Source organism: Planctomonas deserti, from assembly GCF_003067705.1.
Lineage (GTDB): Bacteria > Actinomycetota > Actinomycetes > Actinomycetales > Microbacteriaceae > Planctomonas > Planctomonas deserti.
Genome location: NZ_QANL01000002.1, coordinates 769469 through 784850, shown reverse-complemented (window position 1 = coordinate 784850; position 15382 = coordinate 769469). Strand labels below are relative to the sequence as shown.

Annotated in this window: 13 protein-coding genes; 2 read left to right on the top strand and 11 right to left on the bottom strand. The window is 71.6% G+C overall.

From position 1 onward, the window contains the following. Positions 1-71: 71 nt before the first annotated feature. From DAI20_RS09765 to DAI20_RS09730, 6 genes are all read right to left on the bottom strand, one after another. Positions 72-941: a glycosyltransferase family 2 protein gene (locus DAI20_RS09765; protein ID WP_240606002.1), complete on the bottom strand. Its 870-nt coding sequence runs from the start codon at positions 939-941 to the stop codon at positions 72-74. Continuing rightward, positions 938-1759 carry a CDP-alcohol phosphatidyltransferase family protein gene (locus DAI20_RS09760; protein WP_108250356.1) on the bottom strand — a complete coding sequence of 274 codons (822 nt, stop codon included), beginning with the start codon at positions 1757-1759 and terminating at the stop codon, positions 938-940. The genes DAI20_RS09765 and DAI20_RS09760 overlap by 4 nt, the downstream gene beginning before the upstream one ends. A gap of 3 nt (positions 1760-1762) precedes the next feature. Continuing rightward, positions 1763-2830, bottom strand: coding sequence for a glycosyltransferase family 2 protein (locus DAI20_RS09755; RefSeq protein ID WP_108250355.1), 1068 nt, complete (start codon positions 2828-2830; stop codon positions 1763-1765). 165 nt (positions 2831-2995) lie between these two features. Continuing rightward, positions 2996-4702: a S1C family serine protease gene (locus tag DAI20_RS09750; RefSeq protein WP_240606001.1), complete on the bottom strand. Its 1707-nt coding sequence runs from the start codon at positions 4700-4702 to the stop codon at positions 2996-2998. 96 nt (positions 4703-4798) lie between these two features. After that, positions 4799-5350 (bottom strand): hypothetical protein, encoded by a 552-nt coding sequence (locus tag DAI20_RS09735; RefSeq protein WP_159084985.1) that lies wholly within the window; start codon positions 5348-5350, stop codon positions 4799-4801. A gap of 458 nt (positions 5351-5808) precedes the next feature. Continuing rightward, positions 5809-6396: a hypothetical protein gene (locus DAI20_RS09730; RefSeq protein ID WP_108250351.1), complete on the bottom strand. Its 588-nt coding sequence runs from the start codon at positions 6394-6396 to the stop codon at positions 5809-5811. Between the two features lie 77 nt (positions 6397-6473). On the opposite strand from DAI20_RS09730, the gene DAI20_RS09725 reads away from it, so the two are divergent. Next, a complete protein-coding gene (locus DAI20_RS09725) occupies positions 6474-7676 on the top strand; it encodes a pyridoxal phosphate-dependent aminotransferase (protein ID WP_108250350.1) in 1203 nt (400 codons plus the stop codon). Positions 7677-7758: 82 nt separating this feature from the next. Here the strand turns inward: DAI20_RS09725 and DAI20_RS09720 are convergent, their stop codons facing one another. Both DAI20_RS09720 and DAI20_RS09715 read right to left on the bottom strand, forming a co-directional pair. Next, positions 7759-9144, bottom strand: coding sequence for an HNH endonuclease signature motif containing protein (locus DAI20_RS09720; protein WP_108250349.1), 1386 nt, complete (start codon positions 9142-9144; stop codon positions 7759-7761). 320 nt (positions 9145-9464) lie between these two features. Beyond that, a complete protein-coding gene (locus DAI20_RS09715; protein ID WP_108250348.1) occupies positions 9465-10322 on the bottom strand; it encodes a carbon-nitrogen hydrolase family protein in 858 nt (285 codons plus the stop codon). Between the two features lie 136 nt (positions 10323-10458). Between DAI20_RS09715 and DAI20_RS09710 the strand changes: the two genes are divergently transcribed. Continuing rightward, the gene (locus tag DAI20_RS09710) at positions 10459-11589 is read left to right on the top strand and encodes a class I SAM-dependent methyltransferase (protein WP_108250347.1); all 1131 of its coding nucleotides are present in this window, start codon (positions 10459-10461) and stop codon (positions 11587-11589) included. Positions 11590-11638: 49 nt separating this feature from the next. Here DAI20_RS09710 and DAI20_RS09705 read toward each other — a convergent pair whose 3' ends face one another. From DAI20_RS09705 to DAI20_RS09695, 3 genes are all read right to left on the bottom strand, one after another. Further along, entirely contained in the window at positions 11639-12532 is an 894-nt protein-coding gene (locus DAI20_RS09705; RefSeq protein ID WP_108250346.1) for an amidohydrolase family protein, read from the bottom strand. A 104-nt stretch (positions 12533-12636) separates the two neighbouring features. Beyond that, the gene (locus DAI20_RS09700) at positions 12637-14511 is read right to left on the bottom strand and encodes a D-apionate lactonase family protein (protein ID WP_108250345.1); all 1875 of its coding nucleotides are present in this window, start codon (positions 14509-14511) and stop codon (positions 12637-12639) included. Further along, positions 14508-15263, bottom strand: a complete 756-nt coding sequence (locus DAI20_RS09695; protein WP_108250344.1) for an SDR family NAD(P)-dependent oxidoreductase — start codon at positions 15261-15263, stop codon at positions 14508-14510. Before DAI20_RS09695 ends, DAI20_RS09700 begins: the two co-directional genes overlap by 4 nt. Between the last annotated feature and the right edge of the window lie 119 nt (positions 15264-15382).

Sequence of the window (15382 nt, the reverse complement as noted above, 5' to 3'; positions counted from 1 at the left end):
ACGCGCCATCCCGCTCCTTCGCCACGCCTCCGTTCCGGCGCAGACCGAAAGCGAATCGTGACCGCCTCGCGTCAGATGACCGGAGGCCGCCCGGCGAGGGTCATGCGGAACACCGTGCGCCAGCGGAGGGGACGCCGCTCCCCCGGCGACTCGCGCCAGCCGGTGATCCAGCCGCCCCACCAGTCCCGAAGCCCGGTGCGGTTGCGGGCGCTGCGCAGGAGCTGCACCGCGGTCCAGGATCCGACATAGAGCGGAATGAGCGGCACGGGGAGGTTGCGGCGGGCGAGCCAGACCCGGTTGCGCGCGTTGAGCCGGTAGAACTCGGCGTGCCGGGTCACGGCGACGGCCGGGTGGTGCGCGACGAGGTCGCCGGCGTACCAGGCGCGGAGCCCCTGATCCCAGACCCGCCACGCCAGCTCGATGCCCTCGTGGGCATAAAAGAACTCACCCGCCCAGCGGCCGGCACGCTCGAACACGTCCCGCGGGATCACCACGGCGCCCTCCACCACCGAGAACACCGCGCTCGGACGCTCGGGCGAGCCCTTGCGGATGCGCGGGATCCAGCGGCGCGGGAGCTCGCCGCCCCGGGGATCGACGATGCGGGGCTGAACGAGCGCGACGCTGGGGTCCCGGCGCATCAGCGCGATGACGTCGGACAGGAAGCGCGGGCTCGGCACGGACTCGTCGTCGTCGAGGAAGAAGAGGTACTCCCCCGCCACGGCGTCGACGCCCGCGTTGCGGCCGGCGGGGATGCCGATGTTGCGGGGCAGCGCGACGGCGCGCACGCCCTCGGGGAGGCCGGTCGGGGCCCAGCCGTTGCCGACGACGACCGCCTCGACCACGACGCCGGTCTGGGCCATCGCGCTCGCCAGGGCCGCGTCCAGCTCCCTCGCCCGGGTGCCCTGGCTGAGGATGACCACGCCGACGGTCGGATCACTCACGCGGAGGTCAGCCGTCGCGAGTTCATGATCATCACGAAGTGGCCCGCGAGGGCCAGCACCGCCAGGGGCACGAGCACCGCGAGGTAGACCCGATCCGTCTCGGGATGACCCGCCACGATGCCGATCAGGGCGACGACGAACGTGACGATGGTCAGCTCGACCGAGTGGAACATCCGGTGGAACGGGAAGAAGCGCACCGCGCGGCGGGCGACGGCCAGCAGGCGCTGGCGCGGGGCGACCGTGGCGTCCGTCGCGGGCGCCTTGGGCAGGTCAGCGCTCGCCCGGGCCACGCGCACGAGGTCGTTGAGCGCCTTGTTGAGCACGATCAGCAGGGCCACCGCGAACGCCAGGGTCGTCCAGAGGAAGTCCCCCGGCGCCTCGAACGGGTAGCCCGCGGCGCGGACGCCGAGCGCGAGCACGATCAGCGTCTCCGTGGAGTAGTGGCCCACGGCGTCGAGGAAGTGACCGACGGGCGACGACGTGCGGCGCCAGCGCGCCACCTCCCCGTCGCAGCAGTCGAGCAGCATCTGCAGCTGACCGAGGACGAGCGCGAGGAACGCACCGCCGATGCCGGGGAGCAGCAGGGACGCCGCGGTGAGCCAGCCGGTGAGGATCATCAGCACCGTGACGCCGTTGGCGCTGATCCGCGTGCGCAGCAGCAGCCACGTCACGTACGGGGACAGGTCCCGCAGGTAGAGGTGCGCGGTCCAGTGCTCCGCGTTGCGCCGCAGCCGGACCTCGGGCGGCTGGGTGACACGCCGCAGCTCCTCGATGGATCGGGGCGGGGTGGCCAGCGGCGGTCGGTCTCCGGCACTCATGGTCTATCTCCCGGTGTGGCCGGTGAGATCACCGGTGAGCCGGAAGAAGCCGAAGATGAACCCGACCCCCCAGCTGAAGTGGATGCAGGGCAACACTAGAAGAAACCAGAGCATCGACGCGAACCCGTCGCGGGCGGCCACGAGCACCGTCGAGACGACCACGAACAGCACGTAGACGACCGGGATCACGAACGCGAGGGTGAGCCAGGCGAGCGCGCTGCCGGCGGCCGAGGCGGCGAGCCCGGCGATGCCGATCAGGGTGCCGAGCACCACCGCGAGGACCATGATCGGCGGCACGAAGTAGCGGATCGAGTTCGACCGCGTGAAGCGGCGGGCGAGGTCGCCGCGCCAGAGGCCGGTGGCGAAGAACTGCTTGACCAGGGGGCGGACGCCCGAGCGCGGTCGGTAGGTCACCTTCATCCGCGGCGTGAACCAGACGACGCCGCCCGTCGCGCGCAGGCGGCGGTTCAGCTCCCAGTCCTGTCCCCGGCGGATCCCCTCGTCGAACAGGCCCACCTCGAGGAGGCGGTGGCGCTGGAACGAGCCGAGGTACGCGGTCTCGGCGGGGCCCTCCTTGCCGCCGACGTGGTGGGCGGTGCCGCCGAGACCCACCCGGGTTCGATACGCCCGCGCGACGGCCTTCTCGAACGGCGTCCGCCCCTCCGCGAACATGACCCCGCCGACGTTGTCGGCACCGGTCCGCTGCAGCGTCTCCACCGCGATGCGGGTGTAGTCGGGGGGAAGCACGGAGTGCGCGTCGACCCGCACGACGATGGGATGCACGGTCGCGCGGATGGCGGCGTTCAGTCCGGCCGGCGTGGATCCGGAGCGGTTGTCGACGCTCTGGATGCGCGGATCGCGCTGCGACATCCGGTGCACGAGCTCGGTCGTGCCGTCGGTGCTGGGGCCTAGCGCGAGGACGATCTGCACGTCGCCCGGGTAGTCCTGGTCGAGCATGCTCTGCACGGCGGACTCGATGTGGTCCGCCTCGTTGAGGATCGGCATGACGTAGGACACGGCGGGCAGATCGAGACTCGATCCCGCTGCCTCGCCCGGTGCCTGTTGCGCCATTCATCCCTCGTGTCGAGTTCCGCCGTCCTGGCGCGGGCGTGTCCCGGCTCGCAGTTTATCAGCCGATCAGACCCCGACCCGGCGGCTCACCGGGGCAGCGGAACGGCGACGACCGCGCGGAAAACCGCGCGGCCGTCGCCGTCTCTCCCGGTCCGAACCGGGGGCCTACAGCGTGCCGAGGGTGACGTCGACGGTGTTCTCCTCGCCGTCCCGGACGTAGGTGATCTCGGTCTCCGCGCCGCCCTGGAGCACACGGACCTGGGCGGTCAGGTCGGTGGAGCTCGCGACGCCGACGCCGTTGATGCCGGTGACGATGTCGCCGGCCTGGAGGCCCGCGTTCGCCGCGGCGCCGCCGCCCGTGGTGCGGACGATGTAGGCGCCGGACACCGGAAGGACGTTGCCGTCCGCATCCGCGTCGCTGACCGAGGCGCCGAGGAGGCCGTGGCTGGCCTGGCCGTCCTCGATGATCTCGTCGGCGATGCGCTTGGCGAAGTTCGACGGGATGGCGAAGCCGACACCGATGTTGCCGGACGCGGAGGTGGAGGACGAGCCGCCCGCGCTCGCGATGGCGACGTTGATGCCGATCAGCTTGCCGTCGGAGTCGAGGAGCGCGCCGCCCGAGTTGCCGGGGTTGATGGCCGCGTCCGTCTGGATGACGGCGAGGGAGATCGCGGCGGACTGCGTCGACCCCTGGCTCGGCGTCTGGTCGCCGAACTCCCAGAAGTCGAACGGCGTCTGGCCGCCGGAGTCACCGCTGCTGCTGTCGTCCTCGGGCGCGGCCGCGGACGCGACCTGGATGCTGCGGTTGAGCGCGCTGACGATGCCGTTGGTCACGGTGTTGGACAGGCCGAGCGGGGCACCGATGGCGACCGTCATCTCGCCGACGTTCAGGCTGTCGGAGTCCGCGAACTCGATGGTCGGCAGGCCGCTGGCGTCGCGGAGCTTGATCACGGCGAGGTCGGCGATCGGGTCGGTGCCCACGAGGTCGGCGCTGAAGTTCCTGCCGTCGGTCGTGGTGACCTGGATCTCGGGCGAGCCGGTCTGGCCGTCGAGGGTCACCACGTGCGTGTTGGTGAGGATGAAGCCGTCCGCGGACAGGATGACACCGGATCCGGTGCCGCCGCCCTGAGCTCCGGCGACGGAGATGGTGACGACCGAAGGGGACGCCTTCTGAGCGACCTCGGTGACCACGGTCGCGTCGTTGGGGTCGTTCACGATCACGTTGGTGGGCGACTCTGAGGTGCTGCTCGTGGTGGCGGGGGTGTCGTCGTTCGTGAGCAGAGCGGTCATGCCGCCGCCGGCGACGCCGCCGATCAGCGCGCCGACGGCGACGCCGGCGAGCAGGAGGGGCGCGGTGCGGCGCTTCGTGGTCGTCGTCTTTCCCGCGGCTCCGGCGGCGCCGGCGGCACCGGCGGCACCGGCGGGCTGCGCCGCTCCGCCGGGGTACTCACCCGGGTACGGGGTGGACGTGTGCGGCGCGGCGCCGTAGCCCTGGCCGCCGTACTGCGGGGCGCTGGGCTGCTGAGCGCCGGCGTGCTCATTTCCGTAGCGAGGGGCGCTGGGCTGCTGTCCGTAGGGGGTGGCCTGCGGCTGCTGAGCCTGCGGCTGCTGGAAGGCGGGGTAGGGGGCCGTCTGGCCCGCGTCATCGGCGTTTCCGGCGACGCCTGCGGGAGAGGAGCCCTCGGCCGCGCGGGGCGCGACACCGAAGTCCTCCGTCGGAGCTGCGTCCCTCGGCGGGAGGGGCTGAGTGGCGGCGGTGTCGGCGCGGTACTCGCCGCCCTCGGGGTGGACGTTCGATGCGGTGCGGGCGTCGTCGGCGCCGGAACCGGGGACCTGCCGGATCTCTTCGGGATCCCTGTGGCTGTCGGTCATGAAGTGGTGCTCCTCTCAACTGCACGCAAGCTTCCGCTTCCTGTCTAAGCGTTCTCTATGACGGCACTGGGAGGCATCTGGCCGAAGGTTATGAGGTCAACACCCGGGCCCCCGCGGGTTCTGCGTGCACACCCGTTCTACCAGCACGGTCTGAGCGCTGCCCGCGGAGACCGGCAGCACCCCGCTGTCCACGGGCAGGATCCCCGCAACCGGCAGCCATGCCTCCCCGCCGTACCGGTACTCCGCCGAGTAGTGCACGGTGAGCGCGACGCGGTAGTCGCCGGCGCTCGCGTACTCGTGGCTGGTCCCGGTGGTCGAGAACTCGGCGAGCGACGCCTCCTCCCAGGACGAGCCGGCAACCGCGGCGGTGGACCTGGTTCCGTCGCCGTAGTCCCAGGTGAACCCGGCGGGCTGGAACCGGACCGACGCGGGCTGGCCGAGCAGCATGCCGGTCTGCTCCCACGGGCCCTCGAGCGTCGCGTAGAAGTTCGCGGGCAGCCCCACGACGGCCCAGCCGTTCGGCTCCATGTGGGCGGTCGCGGTGGGGGGCCGGAAGTCGACGAGGTCGGTTACCGTCACGACGACGGGCGGCGTGGGCGCGACCGGGGTGCCGGGCGCAACGGGTGCGGCAGCCTCGGGCGCGGGCACCCCGGGAGCGGAAGGGGCGGTGGTGCAGCCGAGCGCATCCGCGTTCAATCCGCAACCGACCAGCGGCCGCACCGGCGGAGGGGCGGGAGGCGCGGGCACCCCAGCTCCCCCTCCCCCGGTGCCACTGCCGCTGCCTCCCCCGGTGCCGACACCCCCGCCGCGTACGGCCGACGCTCCGCCCGCGCCGGGCCCAACACCGGCGCCGGTGCCCAGGCCAGTGTTCGCGCTCGGCGCCTGCGGTGCCGCACCACCGCCACCCGAGCCGCCACCACTGCCCGGGGTCGTCGTCGTCGCGGTGCCCTCTACGACCACGCGACCGCCTTGAACTCCGGCGGAACTACTGCAGGTACCAAAGCGGACATCTGTAGGAGTGCAGCTACCGGGTGCCGCCTGGGCTGAAGTGACCGGCACCAGCAAGGACGTAAGAATTACAAGCGGGAACCACCGACAGATGCGCCTTAGCAAAAATTAGCTCCCTCCCAGAGGACTGAGTCGGAGACAAGCCAGCTTCCCCCTCGTTCGACTCGCTCGAAGGAGACTTCAAGCGGCGTTCGAGGCGAACCGGGAGTCTCAACGACAGTGGTCCCAGAAGAGTCCACAATTTTGGTGCCCGAGACATCGAGACAGACATAGGTGCGAAGGGTCGGTGGTGGCCCATCGGTACGTGACTGCACACTCATGCGATCGAACTTCGAGACGCCAACACCGAAATAGCCGGACTCCTCGTACCGGGCAGCGTCAGCGATTCCATCGGTTAGCGCTTCACCCGTAGCCACCTCTTCCATTCGCTCCGGGTGCGCACCGCCCTCCTGTGCGATCAGGTCCGACATGGCGAGGTAGTCCGCGTACGCCTTCTCCGCCGCCGCCAGGGCCTCCTCATCCGACGCGAAGACCGGATTGGGGGCGGGCGAGGGCGTCGGAGTCGGCTCGGGGGACGGTTGCGTGCAGCCGACGAGGACGAGCAACAGGGCAGCGGTGACCGTCACGACACGGATGGGATGCCGCCGCGCAGTCCTCATGCCGAAACGGTAGAGCAGCAGCCCCACCGCCGGACAGGTTTTTCCACAGCGATGCGAGCGTCATGGTGGGCGGGCCGAGGGCGTCCTGCGGGTACGGTGGGCGCATGAGCGTACGAGGGGCGTGGCTTCGAGCCGCGAGCGGCGCCATGCTGCTCAACGACGACGGAACTCCGGGCACGACGATCTTCGCCGAGATGAGCGCGCTTGCGGCGCGCACGGGCGCGATCAACCTGGGTCAGGGCTTCCCTGATGAGGACGGCCCGGCCGAGGTGCTTGAGGCGGCCCGGCGGGCGATCGCGGACGGCATCAACCAGTACCCGCCGGGACTCGGCATGCCGGTTCTTCGGGAGGCGATCGCCGCCCATCAGAAGCGCTTCTACGGGCTATCGGTGGATCCGGATCAGGAGGTCCTGGTGACCGCCGGTGCAACGGAGGCGCTCGCGGCGACCCTGCTCGCGCTGGTCGAGCCCGGCGACGAGGTGCTGACGCTCGAGCCGTTCTACGACGCCTACGGCGGACTCATCGGCCTGGCCGACGCCGTGCACACGACCGTCACCCTGCGCGCGCCCGACTTCCAGCCGGACCACGACGAACTGCGGCGCGCCGTCACCGACCGCACGCGCATCATCCTGATCAACAATCCGCACAACCCCACCGGGACTGTGCTGGAGCGCGAAACCCTGGAACTGCTGGTCGAGCTCGCCCATCAGCACGATGCACTCCTCGTGACCGACGAGGTGTACGAGCACCTGACCTTCGAGGTCGAGCACATCCCGATCGCCACCCTGCCCGGCGCGCGGGATCGGACCATCACCATCTCGTCGGGCGGCAAAACCTTCAACACGACGGGGTGGAAGATCGGCTGGCTGACGGCGCCGCGGGAGATCGTCGGCGCGATCGTCGCCGTGAAGCAGTTCCTCACCTACGTGAACGGCGCGCCGTTCCAGCCGGCGATCGCGCTCGGCCTCGGCTTGCCCGACTCGTACTTCGACCACATCGCGGCGGATCTGGCGCACAAGCGCGACCTGCTCGCCAAGGGTCTGCGGGCGGCGGGATTCGAGGTAGGCAGCCCGCGTGGGTCGTACTTCATCACGGCGGATGCCGCCCCACTCGGGTTCCAGGACGCCGCGGACCTGTGCCGGCGCTTGCCGGAGCTCGCCGGTGTTGTAGCGATCCCCATCTCCGCGTTCTGCCACGAGCCCGCGGCCCGGGAGCTGTCGTCCCTGATGCGATTCGCGTTCTGCAAACGCGTCGACGTGCTCGAGCGGGCCGCTGCCCAACTCGCGGGCCTCCGCTCTCTGCGCTAGGACGCGCGTCTCGAACGTCTGCCGCTTGCGTCCCTTCGACAAGCTCAGGGACCGTGGTGGAGCTCAGGGACCGTGGTGGAGCTCACGGTCCGTGTCGGCTCACGCGCGCCGCCGTCGCGGTTCGGCTCTTTGTTGCTGGGCGCCATCGGCGGGTGTGGTCCAGCCATGGCGGCGCTTGTACCTCGGGTGCTCCGGCGCGCATGCGGATCGCCCAGCCTGAGGTGTCGATGGTGCGGTGGTGGAACCAGCACAGGAGGACGCCGTTGTCCGGGTGCGTCGGCCCGCCGTCTGCCGCGGGGATGACGTGGTGGACCTCGCACCAGCCTGCGGGGATCGAGCAACCGGGGATGAGGCAGCCACCGTCCCGGGCGGTGATCGCCCTGCGCTGTGGTGCGGTGAAGCACCGCTCCGCCGAGCCCAGCTTGAGGATGCGCCCGTTTCTGCCGATCAGCACCTTTTGCGTGCCGCCGCTACACACCAGCTGTTGAACCGTGGTGGGTGACAGGGGCGAGTCGACCCCGTCCGCGTAGCCTGCGCCGCCAGTGTCCAAATCCTCCGCCCGCACCGTCACGAGCACGGTGGGTGCGGCGCCGCCGACGGTCGGGGTGTCGCCGCTGCGGGCCATGGCGTCGAGGACGCCGACGAGGATGTCGTGGCGCTGCTGGTCCTTCGTCCGCGGGTCCTTGACCGCGTCCTTTGCCGCGAGTTCCTCGTCAGTGAGGAACGCTGGCGCGGTCGTCGGAGTGAGGTACGCGTCGAATAGTCGCTTCACTCGGCCCGCCGCTTCGGGCAGGAGTCCGCCGCTCACGGGGATGAGTCCGTTGCGTTCGGGGCCGAGGCGGAAGCTCCGCTTGGCCATCGCGTGCGCCTCGTCGGGTTCGAGCCCGTCCGAGTCGAGGGTGGCGCGCCAGACCGATGCTTGGATGCGGATCTCGTCCGCCGACGCGGGGACGCTGCTGTCGGGCGAGGTACCGGTTGCCGCGGCCACGAGCTCCTTCTCGGCAGCGTCGAGGGCGTCGGGGTGCACCCGGTCCTGCAGCGGCGCGAGGTTCTTCGTCAGCGCGATCGCGGCGTCCACGCCCAGCTCGCCGGTCTCGAGGGCGGCGCGGACGTGGTCGAACTTGGCCGGCATCGCCGCACCGGAGAGCGCAGTGTCCGGCCGCGTCAGGGCGGCCAACCCGAGACGGGATGCGCCCGTGGCGCCGGAGATCTGGGTGAGGCGCTGCAGGAGTTCGTTCGCACTGCGGCAGCCCTTCCGAGCGGCGAGACCGGCCGGTCCGTCCTCCGTCCGGGACCGCGCTGCGATCTCTCCCGCTGCCGTCACCCGGAGCGCGTCGGCGTAGCGGCCGAGCGCCTCGATCTGCCGGGTGAGGGCGAGCAAATTCTCGTCGTTCAGCCCGCACAGGGACGCCACGGGTACCGCGGTCGAGACCGCCTCCGTGAGCTCCGCCAGGGTCGGGCTGTTCATGCCCCTATGGTCTCACCGACCACCGACATTCGGCTGCTGACCTGGATATTTGTGGCTAAGTAGCAAGAGAAGGAGAGTGTGGAGGAGGGGTCGCGACGAGGTGTCTTTGCGTCGCTTCGACAGGCTCAGGGACCGTGTGTGTTGCGACCCTTACACAGGCTCAGGGACCGTACTTGTCGTGTCCCTTCGACAAGCTCAGGGACCGTATGTGTCGCGTCCCTTCGACGGGCTCAGGGACCGCTTGTGCTGCGCGTCCCTTCGACAAGCTCAGGGACCGTGTGTGTCGCGTCCCTTCGACGGACTCAGGGACCGTATGCGCGTCAGGCGGGCGGGGTGTCGCGCGGGATGACCGTGAAGCGGCGGAGAGCCAGGGCCGGGTTGACGCGGCGGACGCCCGCGAGGCGCTCCGCCGATACCCACGCGACCGCGACATCGGTGCCCTCCCCGATCGTCGTCACTTCGACGCCCATCGGGTCGACGACCATGCTATTGCCGACGCCGACCGGCGGAGCATGGTCCGCCGCCGCGACGAAGATCGTGTTCTCGAGCGCCCTCGCCGTGACGAGCGTGCGCCAGTGGTGCTCCTTGAGGGGCCCGCGCACCCACTCCGCCGGCACAAGCACGAGGTCGACCCCGGCGTCGACCAGCCGCCTGGTGACCTCGGGGAAGCGGATGTCGTAACAGGTTTGCATGCCGACACGCATGCCCGCCACCTCGAACGTCTCGGGCTCCTCGATGGCCCCGGGCGCGATCCACTCGCTCTCCCGCTGCCCGAACGCGTCGTAGAGGTGCACCTTGCGATACCGGGCCACCAGGCCGCGCTCCGGGTCGACGGCGACGAGCGTGTTCGACACGCGCGTTCCCTCCGCGGTGGCCTCGACCATCCCGGCCACGACGTGCACGCCCAGCTCCGCGGCAATGCCGCTCAGTGCCCCGACGAACTCGCCGTCGAGGGCCTCGGCCGCCGCGAGGTAGGCCTCGCCGAGATCACCCGGGAAGAACGAGGAGTACTCCGGGAACACGACGAGCGAGGCGCCGCGCTGCACGGCCACCGCGGTGAGGCGACGAATCTCCGCGAGGTTCGCCCGTCGGTCGTCGCCCGGCGCGAACTGGGCGACCGCCACGCCGAAGGCGGTTGAGGCGGTCTCAGCGACCGCGGAAGTCTCGGGGGCAGGCATGGAATGAGCCTAATCGCCACCCCTCCGGCCCCCACCGGCCGCCGACCCTCCCCTGGTCCGGATCCCGTCCGCGCACCCGCACGCGGGGAGCACCGGTGAGGCACGGCAGAATGGATGCGACGGATCGGGGGTGCGCATGGTGGAGGAGTTCCCGTTCGATGACCTCCGGCGGCACCCCGACGTGGAGGCGGAGAACCTCTTCGCGGTGGACGCGACCGACCGCTACCTGCTCGATGAGGCCGCGCCCCTGCTCGCCGTGGCCGCCCCGGGCGACGTGACGGTGATCAACGACCACTACGGCGCACTCGCCCTCGGCGCCGCCGGGCAGTACGGGCTGAGCGGGATCCGCGCGCACCAGGACGCGCTCACCGGCGAGCTCGCCCTCCTGTCCAACGCCGAGCGCCTCGGCCTGACCGAGCGCATGTCCGTGCACGACCTCTCCCCCGAGCTGGTCAGCGATGCGCGGGTCGTGCTCCTGCAGCTGCCGAAGAGTCTCGACGCCCTCGAGGAGATCGTGCAGGTCGTCGCCCGGCACGCTCACCCCGACGTGGTCGTGCTCGCCGGCGGCCGGATCAAGCACCTGACCCGGGCCATGAACGGCGTGCTCGAGTCCTGCTTCTCGGACGTGACGGCGACGCTCGCCCGGCAGAAGTCGCGCCTCCTCGTCGCGCGGGGCGTGCGGGATGCGCTGCCGCCGAACCGCTTCCCCGTGCGCCGCACGGTGCCCGACCTCGGCCTCGAGGTCTCGGCTCACGGCGCGGTCTTTGGTGGCACAGCCCTCGACCTCGGCACCCGCTTCCTGCTGGAGTTCCAGGACCGGATGCTGCCCGACGCCGGCACCGCCGTCGACCTCGGCTCTGGCACCGGCATCCTCGCGGCGTCCCTCGCCCGCGCGCGACCGGAGCTTCGGGTGATCGCGACCGACCAGTCGAGCGCGGCCGCCGCGAGCGCCACCGAGACGATGGCCCTCAACGGACTGTCGGACCGGGTGACGGTGATTCGGGACGACGCGATGGCGCAGCTGGCGGACGGGAGCGCCGACCTCATCGTCTGCAACCCGCCGTTCCACATCGGAACCTCGGTGCACACGGGCCCGGCGCTCAGGCTCTTCGGGGCGGCCGCGCGGGTGCTCCGGCCGGGCGGCGAGCTGTGGACGGTGTTCAACACCCCGCTCGGCTACCAGGGTTTTCTGCGTTCGACCGTCGGGCAGACGGAGATCGCCGGACGCAACGCCAAGTTCACCGTCGCGGTGTCCCGCCGCGCCTGACAGCGATACGGCCCGTTGGGACGCCCACTGCGGTCGGCGAGGCCCCGTCCTATTCCGCCGAAGGCGATGCAGCGGCAGCGGCGGACGCCGCCGCGAGCCGGCGGTCATCGAGGCGGTAGAACGCGTACGCGGTGTCGGAGAGGATGGCCGCCCGCTCGTCGGGCGAGAGCTCGCCGATCAGCTCGGACAGCGCCGCCCACACCCGGTCGTAACCGCCCGCCGTGATCGACACCGGCCAGTCGCCCCCGTACATCAGCCGATCGGGGCCGAACACCTCGAGCGCCCGGTGGAAGAAGGGGCGGATGCCGTCGACCGTCCAGGCATCGGGGCCGCCGACGGTGCCGTACAGTCCGGAGATCTTGGCGTAGACGAGCGGATTGCGCGCGGCCTCCTCGATGAGCGTCCACCAGGGCTCGCGATCGTCCCCGCCGATCGGCGGCTTCGAGAGGTGGTCGACGACGATGCGGAGGCCGGGGTGCCGCCGAGCGATCGTGGTCGCGTGCTCGAGGTGGCGCGGCAGCACGGAGACCAGGTCGAAGGCGAGTCCCGCCCGCTGCACCGCGGTCAGACCCCGGTAGACGTCCGGCCGCAGGAGCCAGTCCGGGTCGGGCAGGTCGTGGATGAGGTTCCGCACCCCGACCACGACCTTCGAGCGGCGCAGCTCCGCCAGTCGCTCGGCGGCGCGTGAGGGATCCGCGAGCGGCACGTAGGCGACCACGCCCACGACCTCGGGACAGCGCTCCGCCGTCTCGAGCATCAGGTCGGTGTCCTCGTCGTTGTCGGCCGCCTGCACGAGAACGGATGCGGTGATACCGGCCCGCCGCAGCGCATCCCGGGACTCCTCGAAGGAGAAGGTGCGGTCGATGGGCGCGAGGTGCGGCCCCAGCCAGTCGTACGCGGCTTTCTCCCGATCCCAGACGTGCTGGTGGGCGTCGATGATCACGTGCGTTCCTTCCCGGCCCCCGCCGGCGAGTGCGACCGAATCCAGTACGAATAGTAGGCGCAGGGCAGGGTCGCGGTCAGGCCACCCCTGTCAGCGCATTCCGGTCAGTGCGCCCGTGCCGCGGGCACCCGCGCGATGCCGTAGGCGCGAACCGTCACCGGCTCGTTCCCGACGCCGGGTGCCTCGATCGTGACGGCCATGTCGTCCGGCGTGAGGTTGGCGAGCAGGATCTCCGCGGCACCGTCCACGTCGGCGCCGACGACCCAGAGCCCCGTCGGAAGGTCCCCGTCCGCCTGGAGCGCCGAGCGACCGGCGAGCGCGTGCAGCCAGGAGAGCGCCGTCGCGACGGGGAAGGGTCGGCCGTCCCCGCCGACGAGGCCCCGCGGACCCCACTCCTCGAAGTAGGTGATGCCGGCCACTCCGGGAACGGCGAGGGCCGAGGCGCTCGCCACGGTCCAGGCCGCGAGCGCGGCGGAGACCTGACGGGCGTCGGTCGCGCCGGGCACGTGCTCGGCGCCGTAGCCGCCCTCGACGTCGTCGGTGTCGCCGCCCGCCGGAGCCGAGGTGGCGACGGCGTTGAACCGGGACCGGAGGGTGACGGGACCGACGTGCACGGGCCGGCCCGCGCCGATCCGCACCGCGTTCTCCGCGACGAGCCGCTGCATCGGGATGGATTCCACGAGCTGGGCCCGTTCGCGGGCGTGCATCTGCGGCGTGATGCTGAAGGTGAGCGCCGGGATGTCACCGGGCAGGTCCTGGTGCCTGCGGTTGAGCTCGGTGAAGTGCGAGCGCGCACCCCCGACCAGCTCCGCGACGATGCCGCGCGCGTTCACGCCGTTCTCCAGGGCCTCCCAGAGGGCGGGCTCGCTGACGTGCGAGCGCGGCGAGAACACGCCGAGCCGGGCGATCGGAAGGCCGGCGAGCGCGTCGAGCGCGGCGTTCACCTGGTCGGCACCGGCTGCGACGACGCGCACGTCGAGCGAGCGGCCGTCGGCCTCGTCGAGCGCGCGGCGGAGGGCGGCCCGCCAGCTCGGCGTGGCGGTCTCGAGCTCGACGAGCAGGGCGTCGCCGACAACAGGTAGCCCGGTGGGACGGGCCCCCGCGGCGGTGGAGGCGCCGACCGCGATCGACGGCAGGGGGCGCCCGGCCGGCGCCAGCCGCAGTCGGACGGGCGCGGGTCGGTCGCCCGCGTCGGACGCTGCGCCGGTCGCAGGCGTGGCGTCGCAGCGCAGGGTGATGGACTGCTCGACCATCGTGCCCCCGGTCACCAGCACGGGGAACGGCAGCGTCAGCGGGGTGCTGTAGGTCTTGTACGAGGCGTCGGTCCAGTTGCGCTGGTCCTCCATCTCAAACACGTCGCCCGCGAAGGCCAGGTCGACGCGCACGCCGTCGGCACGCCAGGCGAGGGAGGCGATGTCCATGGCGGGCTGATGCGGGGCGATCTCGACGGGGAACGACGTCCGCGTGCTGCCGCCGGACGGCGACGTCACCTCGAGCGGCGCGCCTGCGGCCGCGGGCGGGTGCAGCACGACGAGCCCGAGGCGGTTGCGCTGGAAGTCGGTGTGCGAGACCGCCGAGAAGCGGATGTGCAGCTCGTCGCCGCGCTCACGGCCCGATCCGTCGCCCGCACCGGGGGTCGCGGTCAGGGACAGCGTCCCCTCGAGGTCCGCGCCGAGGCCGGTCATCCGCAGGTCTATCTCGAACCCGGTGCCCGACTCCCGCACGCCCACGACCGTCGTGGGCACGGTGTCCCAGTCCCGGTCACGGGCGACGGCCCGCACGCTGCGCAGCACGAGCACCCCGTCGTAGCGGATATCCGCCAGCTCGTCGCCGCGCCGCTCGAGCACCCAGCGGCCGACGGACCAGACCCGTGGCTCCGGCTCCGAATCGGCCCACGCGCGCTCGGCGATCCGGTGCGCACGCGAAGCCTCGTCCTGGGCGCTTGCGCCCCGCGCGTCGATCCCCGCGTCCTGCGTCACAGGGTCGTCATCCCCCCATCGACGGCGAAGAGCGCGCCGGTGGCGAACGCCCCCTCGTCGCTTGCGAGGTAGACCATGATCCCCTCGACGTCCGAGGGGGCGCCGGGCCGGCCGAGCGGGATGCGGCTGATGATGCCCGCGCGCGACTCGGGGTCCGTCGTGATGGTGGTCACGAGGGTCGTCTCCGTGTAGGCCGGGACGACAGTGTTCACGCGGATGTTCTGTGGGGCGTAGGCGGCCGCGACGGTCCTCGCCATGCCGTGGATGCCCGCCTTCGACGAGCTGTAGGCGGTGAAGTCCGCGCCCTCGCCGTTGATCCCGGTCGGGCTGCCCGTGAGGATGATGGACCCGCCCGAGCCGTCGAGCATGGCCCGGACGGCGTGCTTGACCGTGAGGAACGTGCCGGTGAGGTTGATGTCGATGGTGCGGCGCCAGGCCTCGAGCGACAGGTCCGCGACCTTGGCGTCCTGGCCGAACAGCTGCACGCCCGCGTTGGCGACGACGACGTCCGGGCTCCAGCCCGCGTCCTTCAGCTCGGCGAAGGCCGCCTCGACGCTGGCCTCGTCCGAGATGTCCATCTCGACCGCGCGGCCCTGCTCCACGGCGGATGCGGCTTCCGCGGCGCCCTCCGCATTGCGGTCGGCGTAGACGACCCGAGCGCCCTCCGCGGCGAAGCGGTCCGCGACACCGCGGCCGATGCCGGTCGCGGCCCCGGTCACGAGTGCGGTCTTTCCCTGGAGTCGATCCGTCATTGGTTCTCCTGTGTTCGTCATCGAAGGTGAGCCCACTGTACCGGTCAACCGGTTGCCCGCGCCTCCCCGGCCGCGCCGATTTCCCCGGAGCATTCGAGCACCGCCCGACGCGGCGACGC

Coding starts and splice junctions, on each gene's coding strand:
- DAI20_RS09760 (WP_108250356.1), bottom strand. CDS start 1,759: ATGAGTGCCGGAGACCGACCGCCGCTGGCCACCCCGCCCCGATCCATC.
- DAI20_RS09755 (WP_108250355.1), bottom strand. CDS start 2,830: ATGGCGCAACAGGCACCGGGCGAGGCAGCGGGATCGAGTCTCGATCTG.
- DAI20_RS09750 (WP_240606001.1), bottom strand. CDS start 4,702: ATGACCGACAGCCACAGGGATCCCGAAGAGATCCGGCAGGTCCCCGGT.
- DAI20_RS09725 (WP_108250350.1), top strand. CDS start 6,474: ATGAGCGTACGAGGGGCGTGGCTTCGAGCCGCGAGCGGCGCCATGCTG.
- DAI20_RS09720 (WP_108250349.1), bottom strand. CDS start 9,144: ATGAACAGCCCGACCCTGGCGGAGCTCACGGAGGCGGTCTCGACCGCG.
- DAI20_RS09715 (WP_108250348.1), bottom strand. CDS start 10,322: ATGCCTGCCCCCGAGACTTCCGCGGTCGCTGAGACCGCCTCAACCGCC.
- DAI20_RS09710 (WP_108250347.1), top strand. CDS start 10,459: ATGGTGGAGGAGTTCCCGTTCGATGACCTCCGGCGGCACCCCGACGTG.
- DAI20_RS09695 (WP_108250344.1), bottom strand. CDS start 15,263: ATGACGGATCGACTCCAGGGAAAGACCGCACTCGTGACCGGGGCCGCG.